This window comes from Chryseobacterium oncorhynchi (genome assembly GCF_002899895.1).
GTDB lineage: Bacteria > Bacteroidota > Bacteroidia > Flavobacteriales > Weeksellaceae > Chryseobacterium > Chryseobacterium oncorhynchi.
Window position 1 is genome coordinate 529,266 of the sequence record NZ_PPEI02000003.1, and the last position, 23,224, is coordinate 552,489.

At 35.2% G+C, this 23,224-nt stretch carries 13 protein-coding genes and 1 riboswitch; of the genes, 11 read left to right on the top strand and 2 right to left on the bottom strand.

Annotated features, from left to right (window positions below; genetic code table 11):
* The first annotated feature begins 3 nt into the window (after nt 1-3).
* The 9 genes from infB (at nt 4) to pckA (ending at nt 17,325) form a co-directional block, all read left to right on the top strand.
* Entirely contained in the window at nt 4-2,976 is a 2,973-nt protein-coding gene (gene infB / locus C1638_RS12640; protein ID WP_109621478.1) for a translation initiation factor IF-2, read from the top strand.
* Nucleotides 2,977-3,605: 629 nt separating this feature from the next.
* Nucleotides 3,606-6,620 carry a SusC/RagA family TonB-linked outer membrane protein gene (locus C1638_RS12645; protein WP_109621480.1) on the top strand — a complete coding sequence of 1,005 codons (3,015 nt, stop codon included), beginning with the start codon at nt 3,606-3,608 and terminating at the stop codon, nt 6,618-6,620.
* 5 nt (nt 6,621-6,625) lie between these two features.
* A complete protein-coding gene (locus tag C1638_RS12650; RefSeq protein ID WP_109621482.1) occupies nt 6,626-8,083 on the top strand; it encodes a RagB/SusD family nutrient uptake outer membrane protein in 1,458 nt (485 codons plus the stop codon).
* 102 nt (nt 8,084-8,185) lie between these two features.
* Nucleotides 8,186-10,141, top strand: a complete 1,956-nt coding sequence (locus C1638_RS12655) for a putative porin (protein WP_109621485.1) — start codon at nt 8,186-8,188, stop codon at nt 10,139-10,141.
* Nucleotides 10,142-10,153: 12 nt separating this feature from the next.
* A complete protein-coding gene (gene bshC, locus C1638_RS12660) occupies nt 10,154-11,740 on the top strand; it encodes a bacillithiol biosynthesis cysteine-adding enzyme BshC (RefSeq protein WP_109621487.1) in 1,587 nt (528 codons plus the stop codon).
* 38 nt (nt 11,741-11,778) lie between these two features.
* Nucleotides 11,779-13,719 (top strand): amino acid ABC transporter substrate-binding protein, encoded by a 1,941-nt coding sequence (locus C1638_RS12665; protein ID WP_228428152.1) that lies wholly within the window; start codon nt 11,779-11,781, stop codon nt 13,717-13,719.
* Between the two features lie 69 nt (nt 13,720-13,788).
* The gene (gene fabD / locus C1638_RS12670; protein ID WP_109621491.1) at nt 13,789-14,664 is read left to right on the top strand and encodes an ACP S-malonyltransferase; all 876 of its coding nucleotides are present in this window, start codon (nt 13,789-13,791) and stop codon (nt 14,662-14,664) included.
* An 11-nt stretch (nt 14,665-14,675) separates the two neighbouring features.
* Nucleotides 14,676-15,581, top strand: a complete 906-nt coding sequence (locus tag C1638_RS12675; RefSeq protein ID WP_109621493.1) for a GYDIA family GHMP kinase — start codon at nt 14,676-14,678, stop codon at nt 15,579-15,581.
* Between the two features lie 127 nt (nt 15,582-15,708).
* Complete coding sequence (pckA, locus tag C1638_RS12680; protein WP_109621495.1) at nt 15,709-17,325, top strand: phosphoenolpyruvate carboxykinase (ATP); 1,617 nt, start codon at nt 15,709-15,711, stop codon at nt 17,323-17,325.
* Between the two features lie 52 nt (nt 17,326-17,377).
* Here pckA and C1638_RS12685 read toward each other — a convergent pair whose 3' ends face one another.
* Both C1638_RS12685 and C1638_RS12690 read right to left on the bottom strand, forming a co-directional pair.
* On the bottom strand, nt 17,378-17,815 hold the full coding sequence (locus tag C1638_RS12685; protein WP_109621497.1) for a hypothetical protein: 438 nt from the start codon (nt 17,813-17,815) through the stop codon (nt 17,378-17,380).
* Nucleotides 17,816-17,866: 51 nt separating this feature from the next.
* Nucleotides 17,867-18,274: a type II 3-dehydroquinate dehydratase gene (locus tag C1638_RS12690; protein ID WP_109621499.1), complete on the bottom strand. Its 408-nt coding sequence runs from the start codon at nt 18,272-18,274 to the stop codon at nt 17,867-17,869.
* 243 nt (nt 18,275-18,517) lie between these two features.
* Nucleotides 18,518-18,614, top strand: a riboswitch (SAM riboswitch).
* Nucleotides 18,615-18,697: 83 nt separating this feature from the next.
* On the opposite strand from C1638_RS12690, the gene C1638_RS12695 reads away from it, so the two are divergent.
* Complete coding sequence (locus C1638_RS12695) at nt 18,698-21,634, top strand: SusC/RagA family TonB-linked outer membrane protein (protein WP_109621501.1); 2,937 nt, start codon at nt 18,698-18,700, stop codon at nt 21,632-21,634.
* Between the two features lie 17 nt (nt 21,635-21,651).
* A complete protein-coding gene (locus C1638_RS12700) occupies nt 21,652-23,145 on the top strand; it encodes a RagB/SusD family nutrient uptake outer membrane protein (protein WP_109621503.1) in 1,494 nt (497 codons plus the stop codon).
* Nucleotides 23,146-23,224: the final 79 nt, after the last annotated feature.

Consider the following 23,224-nt stretch of genomic DNA (forward strand, 5'->3'; position numbering starts at 1 on the left):
TAGATGCCAAAAATTAGATTAAATAAAGCGGTTAAGGAATTCAACATTTCGATGTCCAGATTAGTAGAGTTTTTACAGTCTAGAGGTTTCGTGGTTGAAAGCAATCCTAACGCTCAATTGGAAGAATCGGCATATTCTGCATTGGAAGCTGAGTTTGCTAAAGATGGCGAACAAAGAAAAGCTTCCCATGAGGTGGTGATCACTAAAGTTCCGGAAGAAAAACTGGAAATTGAAGAGAAGAAAACCCCTGAAGTGATAAGAGCTAAAGCAAACAAACCAGAAACTAAAATTTTAGGTAAGATAGATCTAGAACCTACCAAGCCCGAAGTTGAAGAGGCACCTGCAGCTCCTGTGGCTCCTGTAGCTCCTGTAGCGAAACCGGTTGAAGAAAAGAAAGAAGAAATAGTGAAAGAAGAACCGGAAGTGAAGGCGGCCCCTGAAAAACAAGAATTTAAAGTTTTAGATAAAATTGATTTGTCTCAAATAGAATCTAGAAATAGACCTGTAAAAAAAGACAAACCAAAAGTAGAGGAGAAAAAAGAAGAAATAAAATCTGTGGAACCAGTGAAAGAAACTCCCAAACCTGTCGTTGCTGAAGAGAAAAAAGTTGAAGCTCCTAAAGTGGAAGCTGCACCTGAATCTCAGGAACCACAGAAAATAGAGACAGTTTATCAAAAACTTGACGGTCCTAAGATTGTCGGAGAAAAGATTGACTTAACTCAGTTTGCACCAAAACCAGGTTCTGGAGCAAAAAAGAAAAGAAAAAGAATTGAAAAACCTGGAGGCCCTAATAATAACCAACAAGGCCAAGGTAATAATCAAAATTCCGGAAATAACAACCAAGGAGGTGGTCAAGGTGGAAACCGTCCACACAACAATGGTGGTCAAGGTGGCCAAGGAAACCGTCCACCAGGACAAGGTGGGCAAGGAAATCGCCCACAAGGTCAAGGTGGTCAGGGTGGAAACCGTTTCGGAAACAATAACCAAAACCGTCCAGGCGGTCAAGGTGGTGGATTTAAGAAAGGTGGTCAAAACAACAGACCTGGTCAAAGAGTTATGCCAGTTGAATTAACTGACGAACAAGTTAAAAACCAGATCAAGGAAACACTAGAAAAGCTTACCAATAAAGGAGGTAAATCTAAATCTGCAAAACACAGAAAAGATAAGAGAACGTACCGTAGAGAACAAGATGAGCGTCAGCAAGAGCTTGAAGCACAAGACAGAACTCTAAAGGTTACAGAATTTATTACAGTAGGTGAATTAGCGAGCTTAATGAACGTTTCACCAACAGAAGTAATTTCTGCATGTTTCTCACTTGGGGTAATGGTTACCATGAACCAAAGATTAGAAGCTGATACCTTGTTATTAGTAGCAGATGAATTTGGTTATAAAATTGAATTCTCCGATGCTGACCTTGAAGAAAGTGATAGCGAAGAAGAAATCGATAATGAAGAGGATCTTGTATCAAGAGCTCCAATTGTAACTGTAATGGGTCACGTTGACCACGGTAAAACGTCATTGCTTGACTACGTTAGAAAAACAAATGTAATTGCAGGTGAATCTGGAGGAATTACACAGCATATTGGTGCTTACAACGTGAAGCTTGAAAACGGACAGAGAATTACTTTCTTAGATACTCCTGGTCACGAAGCGTTTACAGCGATGAGAGCCAGAGGTGCTCAAATCACGGATATTGCAATTATTGTGATTGCTGCCGATGATGATGTGATGCCACAAACTAGAGAAGCAATCTCCCACGCACAGGCTGCAGGTGTACCAATGATTATTGCTTTAAACAAAGTAGATAGACCAACTGCAAATCCTGATAATATCCGTCAGCAACTTTCAGGGATGAATATCCTGGTAGAAGAATGGGGTGGAAATGTTCAGGCGCAGGAAATTTCTGCGAAATTTGGTAACAATATGGATGTTCTATTGGAGAAAGTATTACTTCAGGCAGAAATGCTTGATTTAAAAGCTAATCCTGATAGAAATGCTCAAGGAGTTGTTATTGAAGCTTCACTAGATAAAGGAAGAGGATATGTTGCTACAATGTTGGTACAAACAGGTACTCTAAGAGTAGGGGATTATGTAGTTGCTGGTAAGAACCACGGTAAGGTAAAAGCAATGCTTGATGAAAGAGGAAGAAACCTTACAGAAGCAGGTCCATCTATTCCTGTAACTATTTTAGGGTTAGACGGAGCTCCTACAGCTGGTGATAAGTTTAAAGTATATGAAGATGAGAGTGAGGCTAAAACTATTGCTAATAAGAGAGAGCAACTTCAGAGAGAACTTTCAATCAGAACTAAGAAGCATACTACGCTTGAAGAATTAGGTAGAAGAATTGCTTTAGGTGATTTCAAAGAATTGAATATTATCTTGAAAGGTGACGTGGATGGTTCTGTTGAAGCATTATCTGACCAGTTACAAAGATTGTCTACTGCAGAAATTAATGTAAATATTCTTCATAAAGGAGTAGGTCAAATTACTGAATCTGATGTTAACCTAGCTGCTGCTTCAGATGCAATTATTATTGGATTTAACGTAAGAGCAGGTGGTAACGCTAAAGACCTTGCTGATAGAGAAGAAATTGAAATCAGAAACTATTCTGTAATCTATGCTGCTATCGAAGAAGTGAAAGAAGCTATGGAGGGAATGCTTTCTCCTGAAATTAAAGAACAAGTAATCGGTAATGTCGAGATCAGAGAGGTATTTAAAATCTCTAAAGTCGGAACAATTGCAGGATGTATGGTTCTTTCAGGAAAAGTGGCTAGAAACTCTAAAGTAAGAGTATTGAGAGATGGTATTGTTAAATTTGACGGAGAGCTTGAAAGCTTGAAGCGTTTCAAAGATGATGTAAAAGAAGTAACTAAAGGTTACGAATGTGGTCTGAACTTGAAAGGTTATAACGATATTGAAACCGGAGATATTCTTGAAGTTTACGAAGAAGTAGCTGTTAAGAAAAAGCTGAAATAATATAATTCAGATAAATAATAAAAAGCCGTCCCATTGGGACGGCTTTTTTTGTGTATAATTTCTGCTAAAAATGACCTTTCTTATTCAGTCGTTACTCGTTAGGTTTTAGTGGCTTAAAAAAGCTATTAAGTCTTTTTTAGATAAATTTATTTTGTTTCCTATTATTATATAAGGGGCGATCTTTGATAAGTTTTTAAAATAATATTGAATTTCATTATTCCCTTTTAAGGGAATGGGTATCGTATCTAAAATTGGCGTTTCAAGAGGCTTTTTAGGTTTATGAAAAAGAGACTTGTTAAAATTTGGGTATATATTGATAAGTAATTTTGAGAATAGGGTTGATATTTTACTTGGATATAGTTAGTTCGTTGAAAATTAGCACTATTATAATTTAGATTTGTTATAAATAATTTTTTTTTAACTGATTATTAAGTGTTAAAATAAGTGTTTTTTCGAGACGATTTTAAATTTTGTTAAATTTAAATCATTGAAAATTGTGAATTCTTCTATATATAGGGCTTTTGGCTTATCGGATTGTGAATGAAACTACCGAATGTGTAGGTGAAAAATTTGCTAGTGTTAATATTTATTAACATATTTGCCTCTAAAATATATTAAAATTTGTTAATATGAATGTTAAACTACGTGTACTATCTGCAGGAGTTTTGTTCTTTATGGGAGGACAGACGTTGCTGGCACAAAAAAAAACTAATGATACAATTTCTGAAACAAAGGAGATTGATGAAGTAGTAGTTGTTGCTTTCGGAACTCAAAAGAAGCAGTCTATTGCTGGGTCTGTTGCAAAGATTGATGCAAAAGAACTTGCCAACGTTCAATCGAGTAACATGATCACTTCACTATCCGGTAAAGTGGGTGGGGTACAGATTACTACGAATTCAGGACAACCTGGGGATCCACCACAGGTTAGATTTAGAGGTCTAGGATCTTTATCTTCTTCAAATAACCCTCTTTATGTAGTGGATGGTATGCCTTTTAATGGGAATATCAGTGCATTAAATAATAATGATATTGAAAGTATCACTTTCTTAAAGGATGCATCTGCTAACGCATTGTACGGTAGTAGAGGAGCAAACGGGGTTGTAATGATTACAACTAAGAAAGGGAAAAAAGGAAAAATGAATGTTACTTTTGATACAAAATTCGGGGTTAACTCGAGAGCTGTAAAAGAGTATGATTTAATAACGGATCCAGGAGAGTTTTATCAGGTTTATTTTGAGAGACTTAGAATAACCAATATGGCTCAGGGGATGAACTATGCAGATGCATCTGCTGCTGCTGCTGCTGATCTTATTGATGGAGATGAGGGGCTACGTTATAATGCTTATAATGTACCTGGCGAACAGTTAATTGACCCTGTAACAGGAAAGCTTAACCCTAATGCTAAACTTTTATATCAAGATGATTGGCAAAAAGAAATGTTTAAGCCAAACACTAGACAGGAATATAACGTAAGTCTTCAGGCAGGATCTGAGAAACTTAACACTTATTTCTCAATGGGATATCTAAATGATCAAGGTTTCTTATTGAATTCAGGATTTAAGAGATTTACAGGACGTTCAAAGGTTGATTATCAGATTACAGATAAATTAAAATTAAGTACTTCATTCAACTATACTAGAGCTGACCAAACTGCTCCAAACTCTCAGTCAGGAAACTCTCAGTATTCCAACCTAATTGGATGGGGAAGAAATATTGCTCCTATCTATCCAATCTGGGCTAGAAATGCTGATGGTAGTTTAAAATATACGAGAGAGGGGGATGTAATGTACGATTTTGGTCATACAGGTAACCCTAATGGTATGGGCTTAATGAGACCTTATGGAGCTGGATTGAATGCTTATGCTAAGGCTCAGTTAGACCAAGTTAGAAATATTGAAGATAATATTAATGGTAGAGCTAGTTTATCTTGGGACTTCTTTGATGGATTCAACTTTACTTATAACTTCGGTGTAGATATCTTAAATGGTAACTATAGTGGTTACGGTAACCCTCTAGGTGGTGACTATTATGGATATAATGGACAGGTGAGATCTTCCACTTCATTCGAACAAACATTTAATAACCAACAGTTATTGTCTTGGAAAAAGAACTTCGGGAAGCATAATCTTGATATCATGATTGGTCATGAAAACAATGATTATACTGCAAAGTACCTTTCCGGAACAAGAACTAACTTGGTAATCCCTGGTTTGAATAACGTAAGTAACGGTTCAAGATTCTCGGATCTAAATGGATATAATGACTACTATAATGTTGAAGGTTTCTTATCTAGAGTGAATTATGGTTATGACAATAAATATTTTGTTAATGCCAGCTTCAGAAGAGATGGATCTTCAGTATTCAGCCCTGAAAACAGATGGGGTAACTTCTTCGGATTAGGAGGTGCATGGATGGTATCTAATGAAGACTTCTTAAAAGGTAACAAAGCTATTACAAGTTTAAAACTTAAAGCAAGTTACGGAGAGCAAGGGAATGATGCTTTGTTCTATCCAGCTTCAGCAACAATCAACCACAGAAGTTATTTTGGATACGCAAGAAACTATAAAGCATACCAATCTCAATGGGAGAATATCCCTGATGCAGGTGGTAATACTTCTATTGTAGAGGTATACGTTGGAAATGATAATATCAAATGGGAAACTTCTAAGAACTTTAACACAGGGTTTGAGCTAGAATTATTCAATAGAGTTAATATTGATGTTGAATACTTCCAAAGAAAAGTTAAGGATCTTCTATTTAACTTCCCACTACAAGGATCTACAGGTAAAGAATTCCAATCAAGAAATGTTGGAGATATGCAGAACACTGGGGTTGAATTGAACATTTCAGCTGATATCATCAAAGGGGAAGACTTTAACTGGTCAGTTTTTGGAAACGGTACTTACTATAAAAATAAAGTTACTTACCTACCAAGTTCATTCGTTTCAGGATTATTCAAATTTGACGAAGGTAAAGAAGCGTATACTTACTATATGAGAAAATTTGCAGGAGTAAATGCTGCTAATGGAAATGGTATATGGTATGTGGATACAAAAGATGCAAATGGTAATGTTACAGGACAAACAACGACTGAGAACTATGCTGCCGCTTCTTTTTATTCACTAGATAAATCTGCTAACCCTAAATATTACGGAGGATTTGGAACTAAAGTAGGATACAAAGGAATTAACCTTTCTGTGAATTTCGGATACCAATTCGGAGGGTACATGTATGATGCTACTTATGCAGGTATGCTACAGTCTAGATCATCAGGTGATGTTACTAATTTCCACAAGGATATCTATAATACGTGGACACCTAACAATACCAATGCTTCAATGCCAGCTGTTGATAGAGCTAGACAAAATAACATGGGGGCTTCTGATCTATTCTTGATTAAATCTGATTATATAAGTTTGGAGGATGCTTCCATCACTTATGATCTTAGCAAGAATCTATTGCCAGAAGGAGTTTCAGGAGTTACTTTTGGAGTATTCGGTACTAACCTGGCGCTTTGGTCAAAAAGAAAAGGAATGGATCCACGTTTGACAAACTTAGGTAGCCCGTTGGCGACGAATGGTACGTCTCTGAACAAATATGGAGCTCAAAGAACAATCTCTTTTGGTTTAACAGTTAAATTTTAATTAAAATGAAAAAAATATTCGGAATACTATTTTGTTCCACTATCATATTAACAGGGTGTAGCAAAGATTATTTGGAAACTGATTTGAAATCAACGATTAATCAGGGGCAAATTGATTCATCGCCAGCAGCTTTACAAGGGCTTGTGAATGGTGTTTATACCAGTCTACATACCCAGGGTTTATCAGAACAACTTACTCACGAAGCTTGGGGACATAAAGCGGTACTTTCTGCTATGGATATGATGTCCAATGATATGTTGAATAATAGAGGAAGTTGGTTCAATAATTTCTATAACTATACGGCAAGAATTCAAACCAGTGTTAGAACAACAATGATTTGGAATACGTATTATCAGCAAATTAGAGCTGTTAATACTGTAATTGCTTCGATTGAAAAGACTGGGGTTACTTCTGACAACAAAGCAATCTACGGTCAGGCATTAGCCCTAAGAGGATATATGCACTTCATGTTGGCTCGTGTTTTTGGACCAACATATGTAGGACATTTAAATGCAGATTGTATTCCTGTTTATACTGAAGTTACTTTAGTTGGGAAAACTCGTTCTAATGTAGATACTGTATACAAGCAAATCGTTAAGGATCTAACAGATTCATTACCTTATTTAGTTGGATATACTAGAGATAACAAGGAGAAAGTTGATTCTCGTGTAGCGAAGGCATTTCTTGCAGAGATTTACCTAGAAATGGGGAATTATGCTGGTGCTGCTACAATGGCTCATGATGCTAGAACAGGTATTACTCAGCCAACAGAAGAACAATGGTTGGATGGTTTCTATGATCTTCAAGCGAGTCCAGATGCAATTTGGGGAGGAATTATCTCAGAAGCTACAACTTCTTTCGTAGCAAGTTTCTTTGGACACTTTGATAATACTGATCCAAACGGATATGCTGTTGCTTTCAATAAGTTGATTGATAGAAGATTGTATGATGCAATGCCTGCGACTGACTATAGAAAAAAAGCTTTCCAGTCTGCTAATAATGCAGCTCCTTATAATGGAGTGGATGGTGTAAGTTTACCTAAATATGCTAACATTAAATTTATTGATAAGTCAATAGGTCAAGGAGGTGATTACATTTACATGAGAGCATCAGAAATGTATTATATTGAGGCTGAAGGTTTGGCGAAATCAGGTAATGAGGCAGGAGCAAAAGCTGTTTTAGCTGAAATTACTCAATTGAGAAACCCAGCTTATGCTGTAACAGCAGCAGGTCCTGCATTAATTGATGAGATTATTCTACAAAAGAGAATCGAGTTATGGGGCGAAGGATATGCTTGGACTGATATGAAGAGATTAGGAGTAGGTCTATTAAGAGACTACCCAGGAACTAACCATAATCTTGCTGCAGGTAGAATAAACATTCCGGCTGGAGATTTAAGGTTTACTTTCCAAATTCCTCAAGCTGAAATTTTAGCTAATCCAAATGTTACACAAAACCCTTAATCGGTTAGTTTAATATTCATAATACTAAATAGGCTGTCTCACTTTCGAGACAGCCTATTTTATTTACTATTATTTCTTATTTTTGCTGTACAATAATGAATAATGAAGTATATCCTTTTCATAATCACTCTCTTTAGCTTTACTGCCAAGGCACAAGTTGTAAATACAGCAGATCCAAATAAGTCTAAGCCATCAGAAGATACCATAGTCATAGATTCAGGTAAGAAAGATTCCTTAAAAATCTTTAAACCTACCATCAACGACTATCAATTTCAAACCCAGTTTTCAGAAAAGAAAGTTTTTGATACGGTGATGACTTTTGATAAAACCCTTATCTTTTCACAATACAATAATACCGATAACTTTGGAAGAGTACAGCCTGCTAATATAGGTGCAGGATTCAATCCATTGGTTTTTGAAGTAAATGCTGAACAGAATCTTTCCTTGTTACCATCCAATAAATCTTATATGATTCTTGGAGCCAATGATGTAAAGTATTATGATGTAAAAACTCCTACTGCAGCATTTATCTATCATAATGCTATGAGAAATGGAGCCGCTTTACAATCTACCTACACTCAAAATATTGGAAAAAGGTTCAACTTTGCACTTGAATACGTGGGACTTCGTTCACAGGGGTTGTATAGAAATTCATTATCAGCAAATAACAATACCTTATTCTCGGGACATTATATTTCTAAAAGTGGTGACTATGAACTTTTCGCCCATTACCTTCATCAAAATGTAAATAATCAGGAAAGTGGTGGTATTACTGAAGATAACTTGTTTCAAGATGGAGATAGTAATTACAAAAATAGACAGAACGCTCAGGTAAATTTAGCATCAAGTAGTTCACAATATGCTTATAGAAGATACTATTTGAGCCACCAGTTTACTCCATTTAATGCAGAGAAATTTCCTTTTAGCATCAGACATACAATGTCTCACCAAGGAAATAAGTATTACTATAATCAGGGAGCCTTAGAAACTTATTGGTATGACCTGCCTACGGAATTAGTCAACGGTTTTCCATTGACTACAAAAAAATATTCTAGTAACTTTAGCAATACAGTAAGCTTGGTTTTTAACAATGAAAAATTCAAGCTGGATGCCGGAGTTCGTTACCAGACCATTAAGTTGGGGATAAGAGATGTTGTTTCCTTTAACGGGATTCCTTTTCCTGAAGAGCTTAAGGAAAGCAGAATTGGAGCTGTAGGGAATCTACAGGTAAAATTGTGGGATAAAGTTCAGTTGAATTCATTTTTAGAATTTTCAAACGGAAGCCAGTTTAAGAGTTTCCTTAAAACAACAAACAACCTGAAATTTGAACCCATAAAAGATTACTTTGTTAATGCAAAAGTGAATTTCCAAAGTGCTTATCCCTCATTCAACTACTTATTAAATACTTCAGTTTACAACAATTTCAATTATTATCTTGAAAATGCAAAAAATCAATCTGTGATGGAAATTGGAGGAAGTGTCAATCTGAAATGGTTCAAGACACAAATCTTTGCCAACTACTTCAGAATCGATAATTATACTTACCTTGATAACGATGTAAAGCCAGGATTTGGAGCCACACCAAAGCAGAGTGAAAGCTCAGTGAATATCTCTCAGATTGGAGGAGATGCAACATTCAGCTATGGTAAATTTCATTTGAATACAAGATTGCATTTTCAAAATGTAATGACTAATAAAAATTTGTTACCATTGCCAAGCTTTATTGGAAGAGCCAATTTCTTCTACCAAACGCAGGCTTTCAAAAAGGCAGCTGAAATTCAGGCAGGACTTAAGGTATATTACTTCTCTAAATTTGCTTCAAGAGACTATTCACCGATCCTTAATGAATATATTCTTCCCAATGCAGATTCGTTCTCAATCGGAGGGCAACCAATTATTGATTTATATATCAATATGAAAGTTAAAAAGATGTTTTTTTTCATAGAGGGTCAACAAATGGGAACCTTTATTTCTAATAACAAAGCATATGCGTTTCCACATTATCCGGTGTATGATTTCAGATTGAATATTGGAATTGTGTGGTATATGTTCAACTAAAAACGATACAAGTTGAAAACAATTAATAAAATATCATTTAACGATATAGAAAGCATACCTCAATTGGTAAAAGATTTTTTGAATCAAAAAATTGAGGGTTTTGAAGAAAATACATTCTCTTTAGATAATTTTAAAAAACAAATTCATTTAAAGCAAAATTCTTTCACTCCAAGTAAAAGAAATGTTTTGTCAAGTACCTTTGAGAGGCAGCTTGCAGATCTTGACCTTTCTTCGAGGCAAAAGGAAAATATAGAAAATCTAAGGCAGGTCAATACATTTACGATTACAACAGGGCATCAGTTGAATCTTTTTTCAGGACCTGTTTTCTTTGTCTACAAAATTTTGCAGACCATTAAAACATGTACCTATCTGAAAGAAAATTTTCCTGATTTCAACTTTGTGCCGGTTTATTGGATGGCATCCGAGGATCACGATTTTGTGGAAATTAACCATTTCAAGACCGAAAATAATTATTACGAAACTAATGAGACATCAGGTGGTCCAGTAGGTAGAATTCAAATTAATGACACCTATTTTATTTCAGAGTTTGAAAAAGAGTTCAAGGATTCTATTTTTGGGACTGAATTGATTTTAATGCTGAAAGAAGCTTATAAAGTTGGAAATACTTTAACGCAAGCGATTAAAATATTGGTCAATCGTCTTTTTTCTGAGTTTGGACTTTTGATATTAGATGGAGATTCAAGAGAGCTTAAAGAACAGATCAAAGATGTTTTTAAGGATGAATTACTTCACTTCAGTTTGCAAAAAGCTTCAAAAGATAAAGTAGATTTCCTTACAGAAAAATATGGAAAGGTTCAGGTGAATCCTCGTGATATCAATCTTTTTTATCTTTCTGAAACAAGAGACAGAATTGATTTTAACGGACAGAAATATATTGTTGTAGATACCAATATCCAGTTTACAGAAGAAGAGATCATCACAGAACTGGAAAATCATCCTGAAAGATTCAGTCCGAATGCTTTAATGCGTCCGGTGTATCAGGAGGAAGTATTACCCAATCTAGCCTATATTGGAGGAAATGCAGAAATTATGTACTGGCTGGAACTGAAAGATTATTTTTCAAAAATTAATATTCCGTTTCCAATCCTGATCCCAAGAAACTCTATGCTTTTCCTAAAAGAAAAAACAGTAGGGAAAATTGAGAAGCTTGATCTTAAAATTGAAGATTTTTTCCAGAATTTCACAGTGATTACCAATCATAAAATTTTAAAGGATAATCCTATTTTAAAATCACTGGAAGAAAAAGAAGAGCTTTTAATCAACAATTTTGCTCAGCTGAAAGTTTCTGCAGAATCCACTGAAAAATCCTTTGGAAATATGGTGAAAGCAGAAGAAGTAAGACAATTGAAATCTTTTAAAAGAATGAAAAAGCGTCTGCTTCATGCTGAAAAAATAAAACAAAATGAATTGCTGGAAAGACTTGAAAATTTATTTTTAGATGTACATCCATCTAAAACCTGGCAAGAAAGAGTCTATAACTTTAGTGTATTCTTTTCGGATTATGGCTATTCGTGGCTTGAAAATTGTTTGGAAGAGATGGTGGTTCAAGATTCCAAATTAATAATTGTTGCCATTTAATTTTAAAGAAGTATTTTTGTAAATTATAATTATCGAATATGATAAAGAGGTTTTTTATTCTATCCAGTTTATTTATGGTTTTGGGAGTTTCAGCCCAGAAATCACATACAGTTGTACAAGGTGATAACCCTTACAACATTGCAAAAAAGTATGGAATAACAGTAGATGAATTGCTGAAGCTAAACCCGAAGCATAAAGATGGCAAACTTGCTATTGGAGATGTTTTAACTATAAACTCTGAGAAAACAACTCCGGTTGTTACCAAAGCAATTGTTGCCGAAAAAGTAAGTCATACTGGAGGTACAACAGTTGGTAAGATTATTTTACAGCCTAAGCAAACAATTTACGGGATTACAAAACAATACCGAATCTCCGAAACCGATTTAAGAAAGCTGAATCCTGAATTAGATTCTCACATGAAGATTGGTGATGAAATTACATTACCTCTTGCAAGCATAAAAAAATATGGTGGGGATCAGCAAGCTGTAGTTACCACAAAGCCTGTAGAAACTCCTGTTGAAAAAACAGTAACAGCTACACCAATTGCTGCTGCTGAGGGAGAAGCTTATGTGATTCAGGCTAAGGATAATTATTACAGAATTACAAAACAATTTGGTATCAGTCAACAGGATCTTTTTGCTCTAAACCCAGGATTGGAAGAGAAAGGATTAAAACCTGGTGATGCCATTAAAATAAAAAAATCAAATACCAATACAACTACCGTTACTGAACCCGCTGCTAATCCAAAGGAAAAAATGGATTCAGGAAACGATAAATCACCAACTGCTTCCAATGTAGTTGTAGGAGATGATTATGTAACCTATACTGTTCAACAGGGTGATACTGTATTCTCTATTGTAAATAAATTTGGAGTTTCAATCGATGAATTGATTGCGCTAAACCCAGATCTTTCACATGGACTGAAAGCTGGAATGGTTTTAAAAATCAAAAAGCAGGATGCTGCATATGTTAAGAAAAACGGTGATGTACTGAGCGTAGTATTGATGCTTCCTTTCGGATACAGTACAAATGAAACGCAATACAGAGGAATGGCTCTTGACTTTTTGACGGGTGCCAAGCTAGCTATTGAGAGAAATGCAAAAGGAGGACAGAAACTGGATGTTAAAATTGTAGATTCAGGAAATGAAGCCTCTTTCAAAAATTCTCTAACGCAGATCAATCCGGAGAATACAGACCTTATTATTGGTCCATTCTTCAAGTCAAACGTAATTGACGTTCTAGATTTTACTAAAAATCAAAAAATTCCAGTAGTAGCACCATTTGCTAATACACCGGAATTGTATAATTATAGCAACCTGATTATCGTTGAAACGAATAATCAGACTTATGCAGACAAAATTGTAGAAGAAGTAAAAGCAGTATATTCAGATCAAAAAATATATGTAGTGGCAGACGCTAAAAAAGATAATGCCAATTACATTAAGTCTGGTCTTGAAAAAGCGGTAAAGAATCCTAATATTGTTATTGTTAATTCTCCGGCAGATATTCAGTTAGATCAGAATATGATGACAGGTCAATCTGCTCCGGTTATTGCTATTTTGGCAAATGATGATATGGGAGATGCTTTTGCAAACAAAATCACAGCTCTATCAAAAGAAGTACAGGGAGTAAAGGCTTTCAGTATGTTCTATTCTCCGATTTTCGAAAAGAAAGTGGATGAATTAAGCCAGGCAAGTTTGGTATATCTGATGGATAGAAAAATCAATACAGATGGTAATTTTGAAAAGGAAATTTTAGCAGCTTATAAAAGTAAATACTGCAAAACACCTCCAAAATATGCCATTGTAGGTTTTGACGTTGTGAATGATATGTTGACAAGAGAAAATAAAAAAGGAGAAATCTTTAAACAAATGAATAAGGTTCAGACTCAATTGGCAACAAAATTTGAGTTTGTAAAATCAAAAGCTAATGGAGCTTATGTAAACACTGGTTACAGAGTAATCAGGTTGGTTCCTTAAATGATATACTTCATAAAAAGGAATATTGTTAACATTATAGTTATATTTGCATAATATTTAATTCAATACATGAAAGCACTTGTATTTCCAGGTCAAGGTTCTCAGTTCATAGGAATGGGAAAAGAATTGTATGATTCCAGAAAAGATATTAAAGATCTGATGGAATCTGCCAATGAAATTTTAGGTTTCGACATTCTTTCCATTATGTTTAACGGAACGGATGCGGATCTAAAGAAAACAGAGGTTACTCAGCCTTCAATTTTTATACATTCAGTAGCAGCATTAAAAGCAGTAAACGGCCTTGGAGCTGAAATGGTAGCAGGACATTCCCTAGGAGAGTTCTCTGCATTGGTAGCCAATGGTGTTTTATCTTTTGATGATGGTTTGAAGTTAGTATCCGAAAGAGCTAAGGCTATGCAGGCTGCTTGTGATGCGAATCCAAGTTCTATGGCAGCTATTTTAGGGTTGGAAGACGCTAAGGTTGAAGAAATCTGTGCTCAGATCAGTGGAATAGTGGTTCCTGCAAATTATAACTGTCCTGGACAATTGGTAATCTCTGGTGAAACTGCTGCTGTAGAAGAAGCTTGCGCTAAACTAAAAGAAGCTGGAGCAAAAAGAGCCTTATTATTACCAGTAAATGGAGCTTTCCATTCACCATTGATGCAGCCTGCACAAGAAAGATTGGCAGCCGCTATCGAAAAAACAAAATTCAGAAAAGCAACAATTCCTGTATATCAGAATATTACAACTACTGCCATCACAAATCCTGAAGAAATCAAGCAAAATCTTATTGCTCAGCTTACAGGTCCTGTGAAATGGACGCAGTCTGTTCAGAATATGATCAAAGATGGTGCATCTAACTTTGTAGAAGTTGGACCAGGAAAAACCCTTCAAGGATTAATTAAGAAAATTGATGGCTCAGTAGATGCTGCTTCTGCTATCTAATTAAAAAAAATATGAACGCGATATTTTCACCGGGAAAGCTTATGCTTACTTCAGAATATTTCGCAATCGATGGAGCTCTTGTCTTAGCGGTACCTACCAAGCTGGGACAAGAGTTTTTTTTTGAGGAAAAAGATGATGAAAGATCTCTTATTTTTTGGGAAGCTTTCCATCAAGACAAACATTGGTTAACTGCTGTTATAGATTATAAAAACTGGCAGATTCTGGAAACCAACATTCCATCAAGCGCTGAATTTATTTTAAAAACATTAAAGAATGTCCAGCTGCTTTCTACTACTAAATTCAAAAATACCTTTACTTATCATTTAAAGACAAATCTCCAGTTTCCTGCTGATTTTGGACTTGGAAGCAGTTCTACCTTAATGAACAACCTTTCAGAATGGGCTCAGATAGATCCTTTTCATTTAAATACAATTAGCCTAGGAGGTAGTGGATATGATATTGCCGTTGCAAAGGAGAAATCTGCCATTCTTTTTCAAAGCAAACCCAAGATTAAGATTGAAAGAGTAGATTTTAATCCTTCTTTTAAAAATGAATTGATTTTTATCCATTTAAATCAAAAGCAGGATAGCAGAGAAGGAATCAATCTTTATAAGTCCAAAAATAAGTCTCAGGAACTTGTTAATGAATTTTCAGATATCACAAAGAAAATTTTATTATGCAATGAATTGGAAAAGTTTTCCGAATTAATGATGATTCATGAGCGTAAAATTGCCGATTTTATTGAAATTCCCACAGTTAAGGAAAAAATATTCTCAGACTGCCCTTCTTTTGTCAAAAGTTTAGGCGCTTGGGGTGGAGATTTTGTGATGAGTGCCAAATTTGGGGGCTTTAAAGACTATTTTTGGGAGAAAGGTTTTACCACCATTTTTGAATGGTCAAATATAATTGATTTATAATCAATATTTTACAGCACTCTTTTTTTATTTGCCATTCTGACTTATATCAGTATATTTAAACCACCTTTAACAAATAATTAATATTATTTTTGTTGAATTCAATAAAGAAATAGAAAATATAAGTAAAATGAAAAACACTAAAATCATCCAGGATTTAGAGAAATTAGGGATTAAAGGAAACTATGAAGTAGTGTATAATCCTTCGTACGAAGAATTGTATCAAGCTGAAGTTTCTCCTGAAAATCAGGGGTTTGAGAAAGCTGAACTTACAGAATCTGGCGCGGTATCCGTAAAAACAGGAATTTTCACAGGTCGTTCACCTAAAGACAGATATATTGTTCAGGATGATGTTACAAGAGATACAATTTTCTGGGATGGTAAAGTAAACTTGCCAACTACTACAGAAATTTTTGCGTCTTGTAAAGAACTAGTGCTGGACCAACTTGCTGAAGCAAAGAAAATTTATGTTGTAGATGCTTTCTGTGGTACAAATGCAGATACAAGACTTAAAGTAAGATTTATCGTTGAAGTAGCATGGCAGGCGCATTTTGTTACTAATATGTTTATCCGTCCTTCTCATTATGAGTTGGAAAGCTTTGGAGAACCTGATTTCACTGTAATCAATGGTTCTAAAACAACAAACCCGAACTGGGAAGCGCAAGGATTGAACTCTGAAAACTTCGTTATGTTCAACCTTACTGAAAAACTACAAATCATCGGAGGTACTTGGTATGGAGGTGAAATGAAGAAAGGAATGTTTGCAATGATGAACTATTACCTTCCATTAAAAGGTATGGCTTCAATGCACTGTTCTGCAAACGTGGGAGAAAAAGGTGATGTTGCTTTATTCTTTGGTCTTTCTGGTACTGGTAAAACTACTTTATCTGCAGATCCAAAAAGATACCTTATCGGTGATGATGAGCATGGATGGGATAATAACGGAGTATTCAACTATGAGGGAGGATGCTACGCTAAAGTTATTGACCTTTCAGAAGAAAAAGAACCGGATATCTTTAGAGCAATCAAAAGAGATGCACTTCTTGAAAACGTTGTCATCAACAATGGAGTAGCAGATTATACAGACGGATCTATTACTGAAAATACAAGAGTTTCTTATCCAATCTATCATATCAATAAAATTGTATTACCATCTAAGGCTGGTCACGCTAAGAAGATTGTTTATCTTTCAGCAGATGCATTCGGAGTACTTCCTCCAGTTTCCATCTTGGACGAAGATCAGGCACAATACCACTTCCTTTGCGGTTATACATCTAAATTAGCCGGAACTGAAAGAGGAATTACAGAACCTCAACCATCTTTCTCACCTGCATTTGGTGAAGCGTTCCTTACCTTACACCCAACAATGTACTCTAAAACTTTGATTGGTAAGATGAAAGAGCACGGAGCTAAAGCTTACTTAGTGAATACAGGTTGGAATGGTACAGGAAAGAGAATTTCTTTAAAAGATACAAGAGCAATCATTGATGCAATCATTGACGGATCTATTGATAATGCTCCTAAAACTCAGGTTCCAATCATGAATCTTGAGATTCCTACTGAACTTCCAAACGTTTCTGCAGGTATCCTAGATCCAAGAGAAACTTATGTAAATGCTTCTGAATGGGAAGAGAAAGCAAAAGATCTTGCTTCAAGATATATCAAGAACTTTGAACAGTATTGTGATACTGAAGAGGGTAAAAGATTAATCCCTTCAGGACCTCAACTACAGGAACAAACAATCTAATAGTATTGTTTACATAAATAAAAAGCCTCATCATTGATGAGGCTTTTTATTTTTAATATTTACGGCAATTTTCAATTAATTCATTCAGTGCATCCATTTGGTGAATTGTGGATTGTATTAAATCTTTATTTAGGTTTTTAACGATAACAAAGTTTTTTGAATAAAAATGAGGTTCTAATTTTAGTATTTCCTCTAAATATTTTGGTGTTGAGAAAGTTAGCCAGTATTTATCGCTGTTTGAAAACTCAATTGTTACTTCTATAGCATCACATTTTGAATCATTAATTTCATCATCTATATGAATTGAAATGATTTCAGGTTCATTGTGCAAACTGAAATAAAATTTTGAATACCATTTAAGTTTGCTTTCATCATTGCAAATTCTCACATTTTCAGAATTTACTTCCTCAATAGTATAAGACTTTCTTTTTGTTAATTGATTAAAATATACCCCAACATTATTACAGTAAACATTGTCTTTTATTTTCATAAAAAAGAGTATTATATTCTTAGTGAGACATATGTATTTATATATTTGGACTTACTTTAAACTTAATAAAGCCAATCTATATCCATCCATTCCAAATCCGGACAAAACCGCGTCAGTATTAGCTGCTGTTACAGATTTTTGTCTGAATTCTTCTCTTTTGTAGATATTGCTGATGTGAACCTCAACCTTAGGTTTACGAATGTTCTTTAAACAATCGGCTATCGCATAAGAATAATGAGTAAAGGCTCCGGGATTGATTACTACAGCATCAAAATCATCCTCCTGAAGTCTATTGATGATTTCTCCTTCAATATTAGACTGATAATATTTTAATTCGTGAGAATGAAACTCGGATTTTAAATTTTCCAAATAAGTTTCCATGGAAATTGTTCCATAGATTTCAGGTTCTCTTGTGCCTAGAAGATTTAAATTAGGCCCGTTTATAATTAAAACTTTCATTCTATAAAATTAAAAAGTTTTTTTAATTAAAGCTTAAAAATTCTTCAAGTCTTTGATTTTTACCAATTGAATTATATTTAATGATATTTGTCATGTTTGAAAAATTGATAATTGCTGCAACTCCTTATTTTAATGGCTTTTAATATAATCTTATGTTAATTTTTGAAAATTTATCATGAAAAAATAATAAGTCTACTTGTTTTGTAGACTAAAAGTTTATAGCTTTGCATTCATATTTCGATCGGCTTATAAAGAAAGATGGAGGGAACTGACCCAATGAAATCTTAACAACCTGCTTCGCGTAAGGTGTTACATTCAGCCTTTAAAGGAAAAATAAGCATTTGGTTTATCGTATTTATCGATGCCCTTTGTTGACTTTTCTGCAAAGGGCAAAATTTTAATATATGATAAATAAAATTGATTATGATTAGTAAAAATTTAATTAATTCTAAAGTTTGGATTCCACCGGTTGCTGCATTTTTCTTGGGAATTGTCAGTGTAAGTGGGCAGAATTCCAAGCCGAAAAAAGATACACTTAAAGAAAAGGAGATTGATGAAGTAGTAGTGGTAGCCTATGGAAAAGCTAAAAGAAGTAGCTATACCGGTTCTGTGGCAACTCTTTCTGGGGATAAGATCAATAACAGGCCTATCACCAATATTACAAAGGCATTGGATGGGCAGATAGCCGGAGTTCAGACTACAGGAGCTTCAGGGCAACCGGGAGCGTTGTCTACTATTCGAATCAGAGGAATTGGTTCGGTAAGTGCTTCCAGTGATCCTTTATTTGTTGTTGACGGAATTCCTTTTGACGGAAATATAAATGCAATAAGCCCTAATGACATAGAATCCATTAGTGTTTTGAAAGATGCTACGGCAAGTGCTTTGTATGGTTCAAGAGGTGCGAACGGGATTATCATCATTACAACAAAATCTGGAAAAAAAGGAGAATCAAAAGTTAATCTTAATATTAGCCAGGGATTTTCGGGAAGAGCTGTAAAAGATTACGAGCAGGTGAGTACAGACCAGTATTTTCAATTATACTGGGAAGCCATGAGAAACGGATATCAGTCCGATAAAGTGAATGCACAGCAGGCAGGGCAGATGGCAACGGATAATATTGTTTCGGCGCTGGGAATTAACCCGTATGGAGTTAATTATTCAAAGCCTGTAGGAACAGATGGGAAACTATTGCCAGGAGCAACTCCTCTATGGAATGATGATTGGAGGGATATTTTGCAAAGAGTAGCTTCCAGAAATCAGGTGGATCTGGATATTAGTGGTGGAAGTGAAAAAAGCAATTATTTCTTTTCATTGGGGTATCTTGATGATAAAGGGATGGCTATTGAATCTGGGTTTAAAAGATATAATACCAGATTAAAGATCAATTCTGAGGTGAAAAAATGGTTGAATGTTGGTGTGAATTTAAGTTATACAAACAGTCTTCAGCAAGCTCCAACCTCTTCAGATTCCAAAGCGAGTAACATTATTAATGCTGCGAGATTTGTTCCATCATTTTATCCTTATTATGAAAGAAATGCAGACGGATCTTACGTGCTGGATGCAGAAGGAAATAAAATTTATGATTTCGGAAAATACAGACCTACTGTAGCTCTGCAGAATCAAAATGCTGCGGCAAGTCTCCCTTTAGATAAAAATGAAAATAAAGAAGATAACTTTTCAGGGAAAGGGTTCATGGAGTTTACATTCCTTCCGGAATTGAAGTTCAAAACCAGCTTTTCTGTTGATTTAGTTAACTATAACGGACATTATTATACCAATCCGCTTGTTGGACAAGGAATTGATATTGGAGGTTCGGTAACAAAATCCAATACAAGAACTCTATCCTATACAACAAGTAATATTCTGACTTACGATAAGAAATTTGGAAAACACCACATTAATGTTTTAGCAGGGCAAGAATTTTATAAATATGATTATCAGACTATTTCCGGGACAAGAAACCGTTTTGGTCTGCCTTATTACTATGAGCCGGATGCCGCTTCTTTATTGGTAGATTTTGGTGGAAACAGTGACAAATTAAGTCTGTTAAGTTACCTTGGAAAAGTTGAATATGATTTTAATAATACATATTTCCTATCGGCTTCAGGTAGAGCAGATGGCTCTTCGAGATTCAGTAAAGATAACAGATGGGGAAGATTCTGGTCTGTAGGAGCTTCATGGAAAATTTCGAATGAAGAGTTTATTAAAAACCTGAATTTCTTCAATCAGTTAACGCTACGTGCAAGTTATGGTGGACAAGGGAATGATAAATTATTGAGACCCAATGGGCAGCCGCTTTATTATGCTTATCAGGAATTATATAAAACCTTTAATTTGGGTGGAGAGTCTGGTACAACATTGGAGAAAGCGGGTACACCGGATCTAAAATGGGAAACCAATCTCAACTTAAACGTAGGATTAGAGTTTGCCATTTTGAATAACAGGATTAAAGGAAATATCGAATATTTTAAAAGAGAAAGCCAAGATCTTCTGTTCAATGTACCGGTTGCTCCGTCTATAGGAATCAGTGATTATCCTGCGAATATCGGAACAATACAGAATACAGGTTTTGAACTTTCATTATTCACCACACCTGTTAGAACAGATAATTTCCAGTGGAATGTAGATGTTAACCTGAGTACTTTAAATAATAAAATAACCAAATTACCAAAAGGGCCTCTTGTTGTAGGACAAACCAAAATGCTGAGAGAAAGAGGTTCTGTATATGATTTCTATATTCAGGAATGGGCAGGAGTAGATCCAAGTAACGGAAGCCCATTATGGAAAACAATTTCTCAAGATGCTAATGGAAACACAGTTGAGGGAACAACTTCTGAATATGCAAAGGCAACAAAAATATTACAAGGGTCTGCATTACCTAAGCTAACGGGAGGGGTTAATACAAGCATTACTTATAAGAACTTTGACTTTTCGGCATTGTTAACGTTTAAAATCGGAGGGAAAATTTTAGATACAGATTACACTTCTGTTCTGCATAACGGAAGCTCCGGAGGACGTGCATGGGGTGTTGAAATGTTGAATAGATGGACCCCTGAAAATACCAACACAGATGTTCCTGCCTTAAGCACAAGAACAAATAACTGGACTTCAAACTCTTCAAGATTTTTATATTCTGGAACTTATGCTAGGCTTAAAAATGTGAGTTTAGGATATACGCTTCCATCAGATTATTTTGAAAAAATAGGGCTTAAGAAATTCAGGATTTATGTTCAGGCAGAGAATCTTCTGACATTCTATAAGCACAAGGGGATGGATCCTGAGCAGGCATTAGATGGTACAACCTACTATAGATATCCTGCCATGAGAACAATTACATTTGGTCTTCAGGCAACTCTTTAATCTTTAAAATTGAAACAATGAAAAAAATAAAATATGTATCTCTTGCTCTAATAGGATTATGGTCGCTAACAAGCTGTGAAAGTGAATTGGATACAGCTCCAACTGATCAGTCTAATAGTGTAGAGGTTTTTAAAACAGCAGAAAATGCTGAAACAGTTATCAACGGAACCTGGGCAAAGTTTAATAATGACGGGACCACTTTTGCGAATATTGGATATTCAACTGTTTTAAGGGCTAGTGATGCTATGGGAAGTGATGTTGCTGTACTTTCCAATAAATATGGGTTCGCTTCTACCTATGGCTTTACGGAAATGGTCAACAATACAGTAGGTCGTCCGTTGTTTATTTGGACTATGCTTTATTCCACTATCAATAATATGAATAATGTTATTGCAAGAATAGACGGAACGGAGGGTAGTCAGGAAAAAAAGGATCAAGTGAAAGGCCAGGCGAAGGCATTACGTGCTTTTTGTTATCTCAATATTGCCAGCTTTTACCAGTTCAGTTATCTTAAGGATAAAACGGCTTTAACGGCTCCAATTTATACAGAACCTTCTTCTACAAGTACAGGAGGAAAGAAAAAATCTAGTCTGGAAGATATTTATGCTTTAATTAAAAGTGATCTTACAGATGCAGATAATTTATTGAAAAACTATACGAGAAATAATAAGGATAAAATCAACCGAAACGTAGTAAACGGAATTTTAGCAAGGGTTTATCTGAATACGGGAGAATGGAGCAAAGCCTCTGCTGCTGCAAAAATTGCAAAAGAAGGATTTACTTTAATGGCTCCGGAAAAGTATAAGGATGGCTTCAATGATATTAACAATGTAGAGTGGATCTGGGGGCATACACAAACTCAGGAACAGTCAGACGCCAGTTATGCATTCCACTACTTGGATGTATCTTCATCAGGAAGTTATTATTACAGTTTTATGGCGGATCCTTTCTTTAAAAATTTGTTTGATACCAATGATATCAGATCCCAGTTATTCTCATGGGATGGTCTTCCGGCGAGAGAGGGGTTGCTGAGATATGCTAAGTTTAAATTTAAACCTAATCTTATTGCAGATATTGTCTATATGAGAGCTGCTGAGATGTACCTGATTGAAGCAGAATCAGAAGCTCGCAACGGAAATCCGGCACAGGCAGTAGCAATTTTAAATCAATTGAGATCAGCAAGAAATGCTAATGTATATAGCGGCCCACTGGCACAGAATGATGTCGTGAATGAAATTTTGATCGAGAGAAGAAAAGAATTATTTGGAGAAGGGTTCTCTCTTTCAGATATTATTAGAACCCAAGGTTCCGTGGTAAGAAAGCCATTTGTAGATGCTGACGGAAAACCTATTAAAGTTCAGATAACCACACCAAATGGAACTGTGAAAACAGTTGATGGTAGAGGTCATTCTATCTTTGATCTTCCTAATAAGAAAGCATTTACTCCGAACAGTAGTTATTATTTATTCAGTATTCCACAGAAAGAAATTGAGAATAATCCCAATTTATAATTACAGTCCATAATTAGATTTGATTTTTAAAACCACCGCTTTTGCGGTGGTTTTTTTGTTGTTGAAAAAGAATTAATCT

What these genes read in the sequence shown, in the direction of transcription:
- pckA (WP_109621495.1), top strand. Translation starts at nt 15,709, where the DNA reads ATGAAAAACACTAAAATCATCCAGGATTTAGAGAAATTAGGGATTAAA.
- infB (WP_109621478.1), top strand. Translation starts at nt 4, where the DNA reads ATGCCAAAAATTAGATTAAATAAAGCGGTTAAGGAATTCAACATTTCG.
- C1638_RS12695 (WP_109621501.1), top strand. Translation starts at nt 18,698, where the DNA reads ATGATTAGTAAAAATTTAATTAATTCTAAAGTTTGGATTCCACCGGTT.
- fabD (WP_109621491.1), top strand. Translation starts at nt 13,789, where the DNA reads ATGAAAGCACTTGTATTTCCAGGTCAAGGTTCTCAGTTCATAGGAATG.
- C1638_RS12650 (WP_109621482.1), top strand. Translation starts at nt 6,626, where the DNA reads ATGAAAAAAATATTCGGAATACTATTTTGTTCCACTATCATATTAACA.
- C1638_RS12690 (WP_109621499.1), bottom strand. Translation starts at nt 18,274, where the DNA reads ATGAAAGTTTTAATTATAAACGGGCCTAATTTAAATCTTCTAGGCACA.
- C1638_RS12645 (WP_109621480.1), top strand. Translation starts at nt 3,606, where the DNA reads ATGAATGTTAAACTACGTGTACTATCTGCAGGAGTTTTGTTCTTTATG.
- C1638_RS12700 (WP_109621503.1), top strand. Translation starts at nt 21,652, where the DNA reads ATGAAAAAAATAAAATATGTATCTCTTGCTCTAATAGGATTATGGTCG.
- C1638_RS12685 (WP_109621497.1), bottom strand. Translation starts at nt 17,815, where the DNA reads ATGAAAATAAAAGACAATGTTTACTGTAATAATGTTGGGGTATATTTT.
- C1638_RS12675 (WP_109621493.1), top strand. Translation starts at nt 14,676, where the DNA reads ATGAACGCGATATTTTCACCGGGAAAGCTTATGCTTACTTCAGAATAT.
- C1638_RS12655 (WP_109621485.1), top strand. Translation starts at nt 8,186, where the DNA reads ATGAAGTATATCCTTTTCATAATCACTCTCTTTAGCTTTACTGCCAAG.
- C1638_RS12665 (WP_228428152.1), top strand. Translation starts at nt 11,779, where the DNA reads ATGATAAAGAGGTTTTTTATTCTATCCAGTTTATTTATGGTTTTGGGA.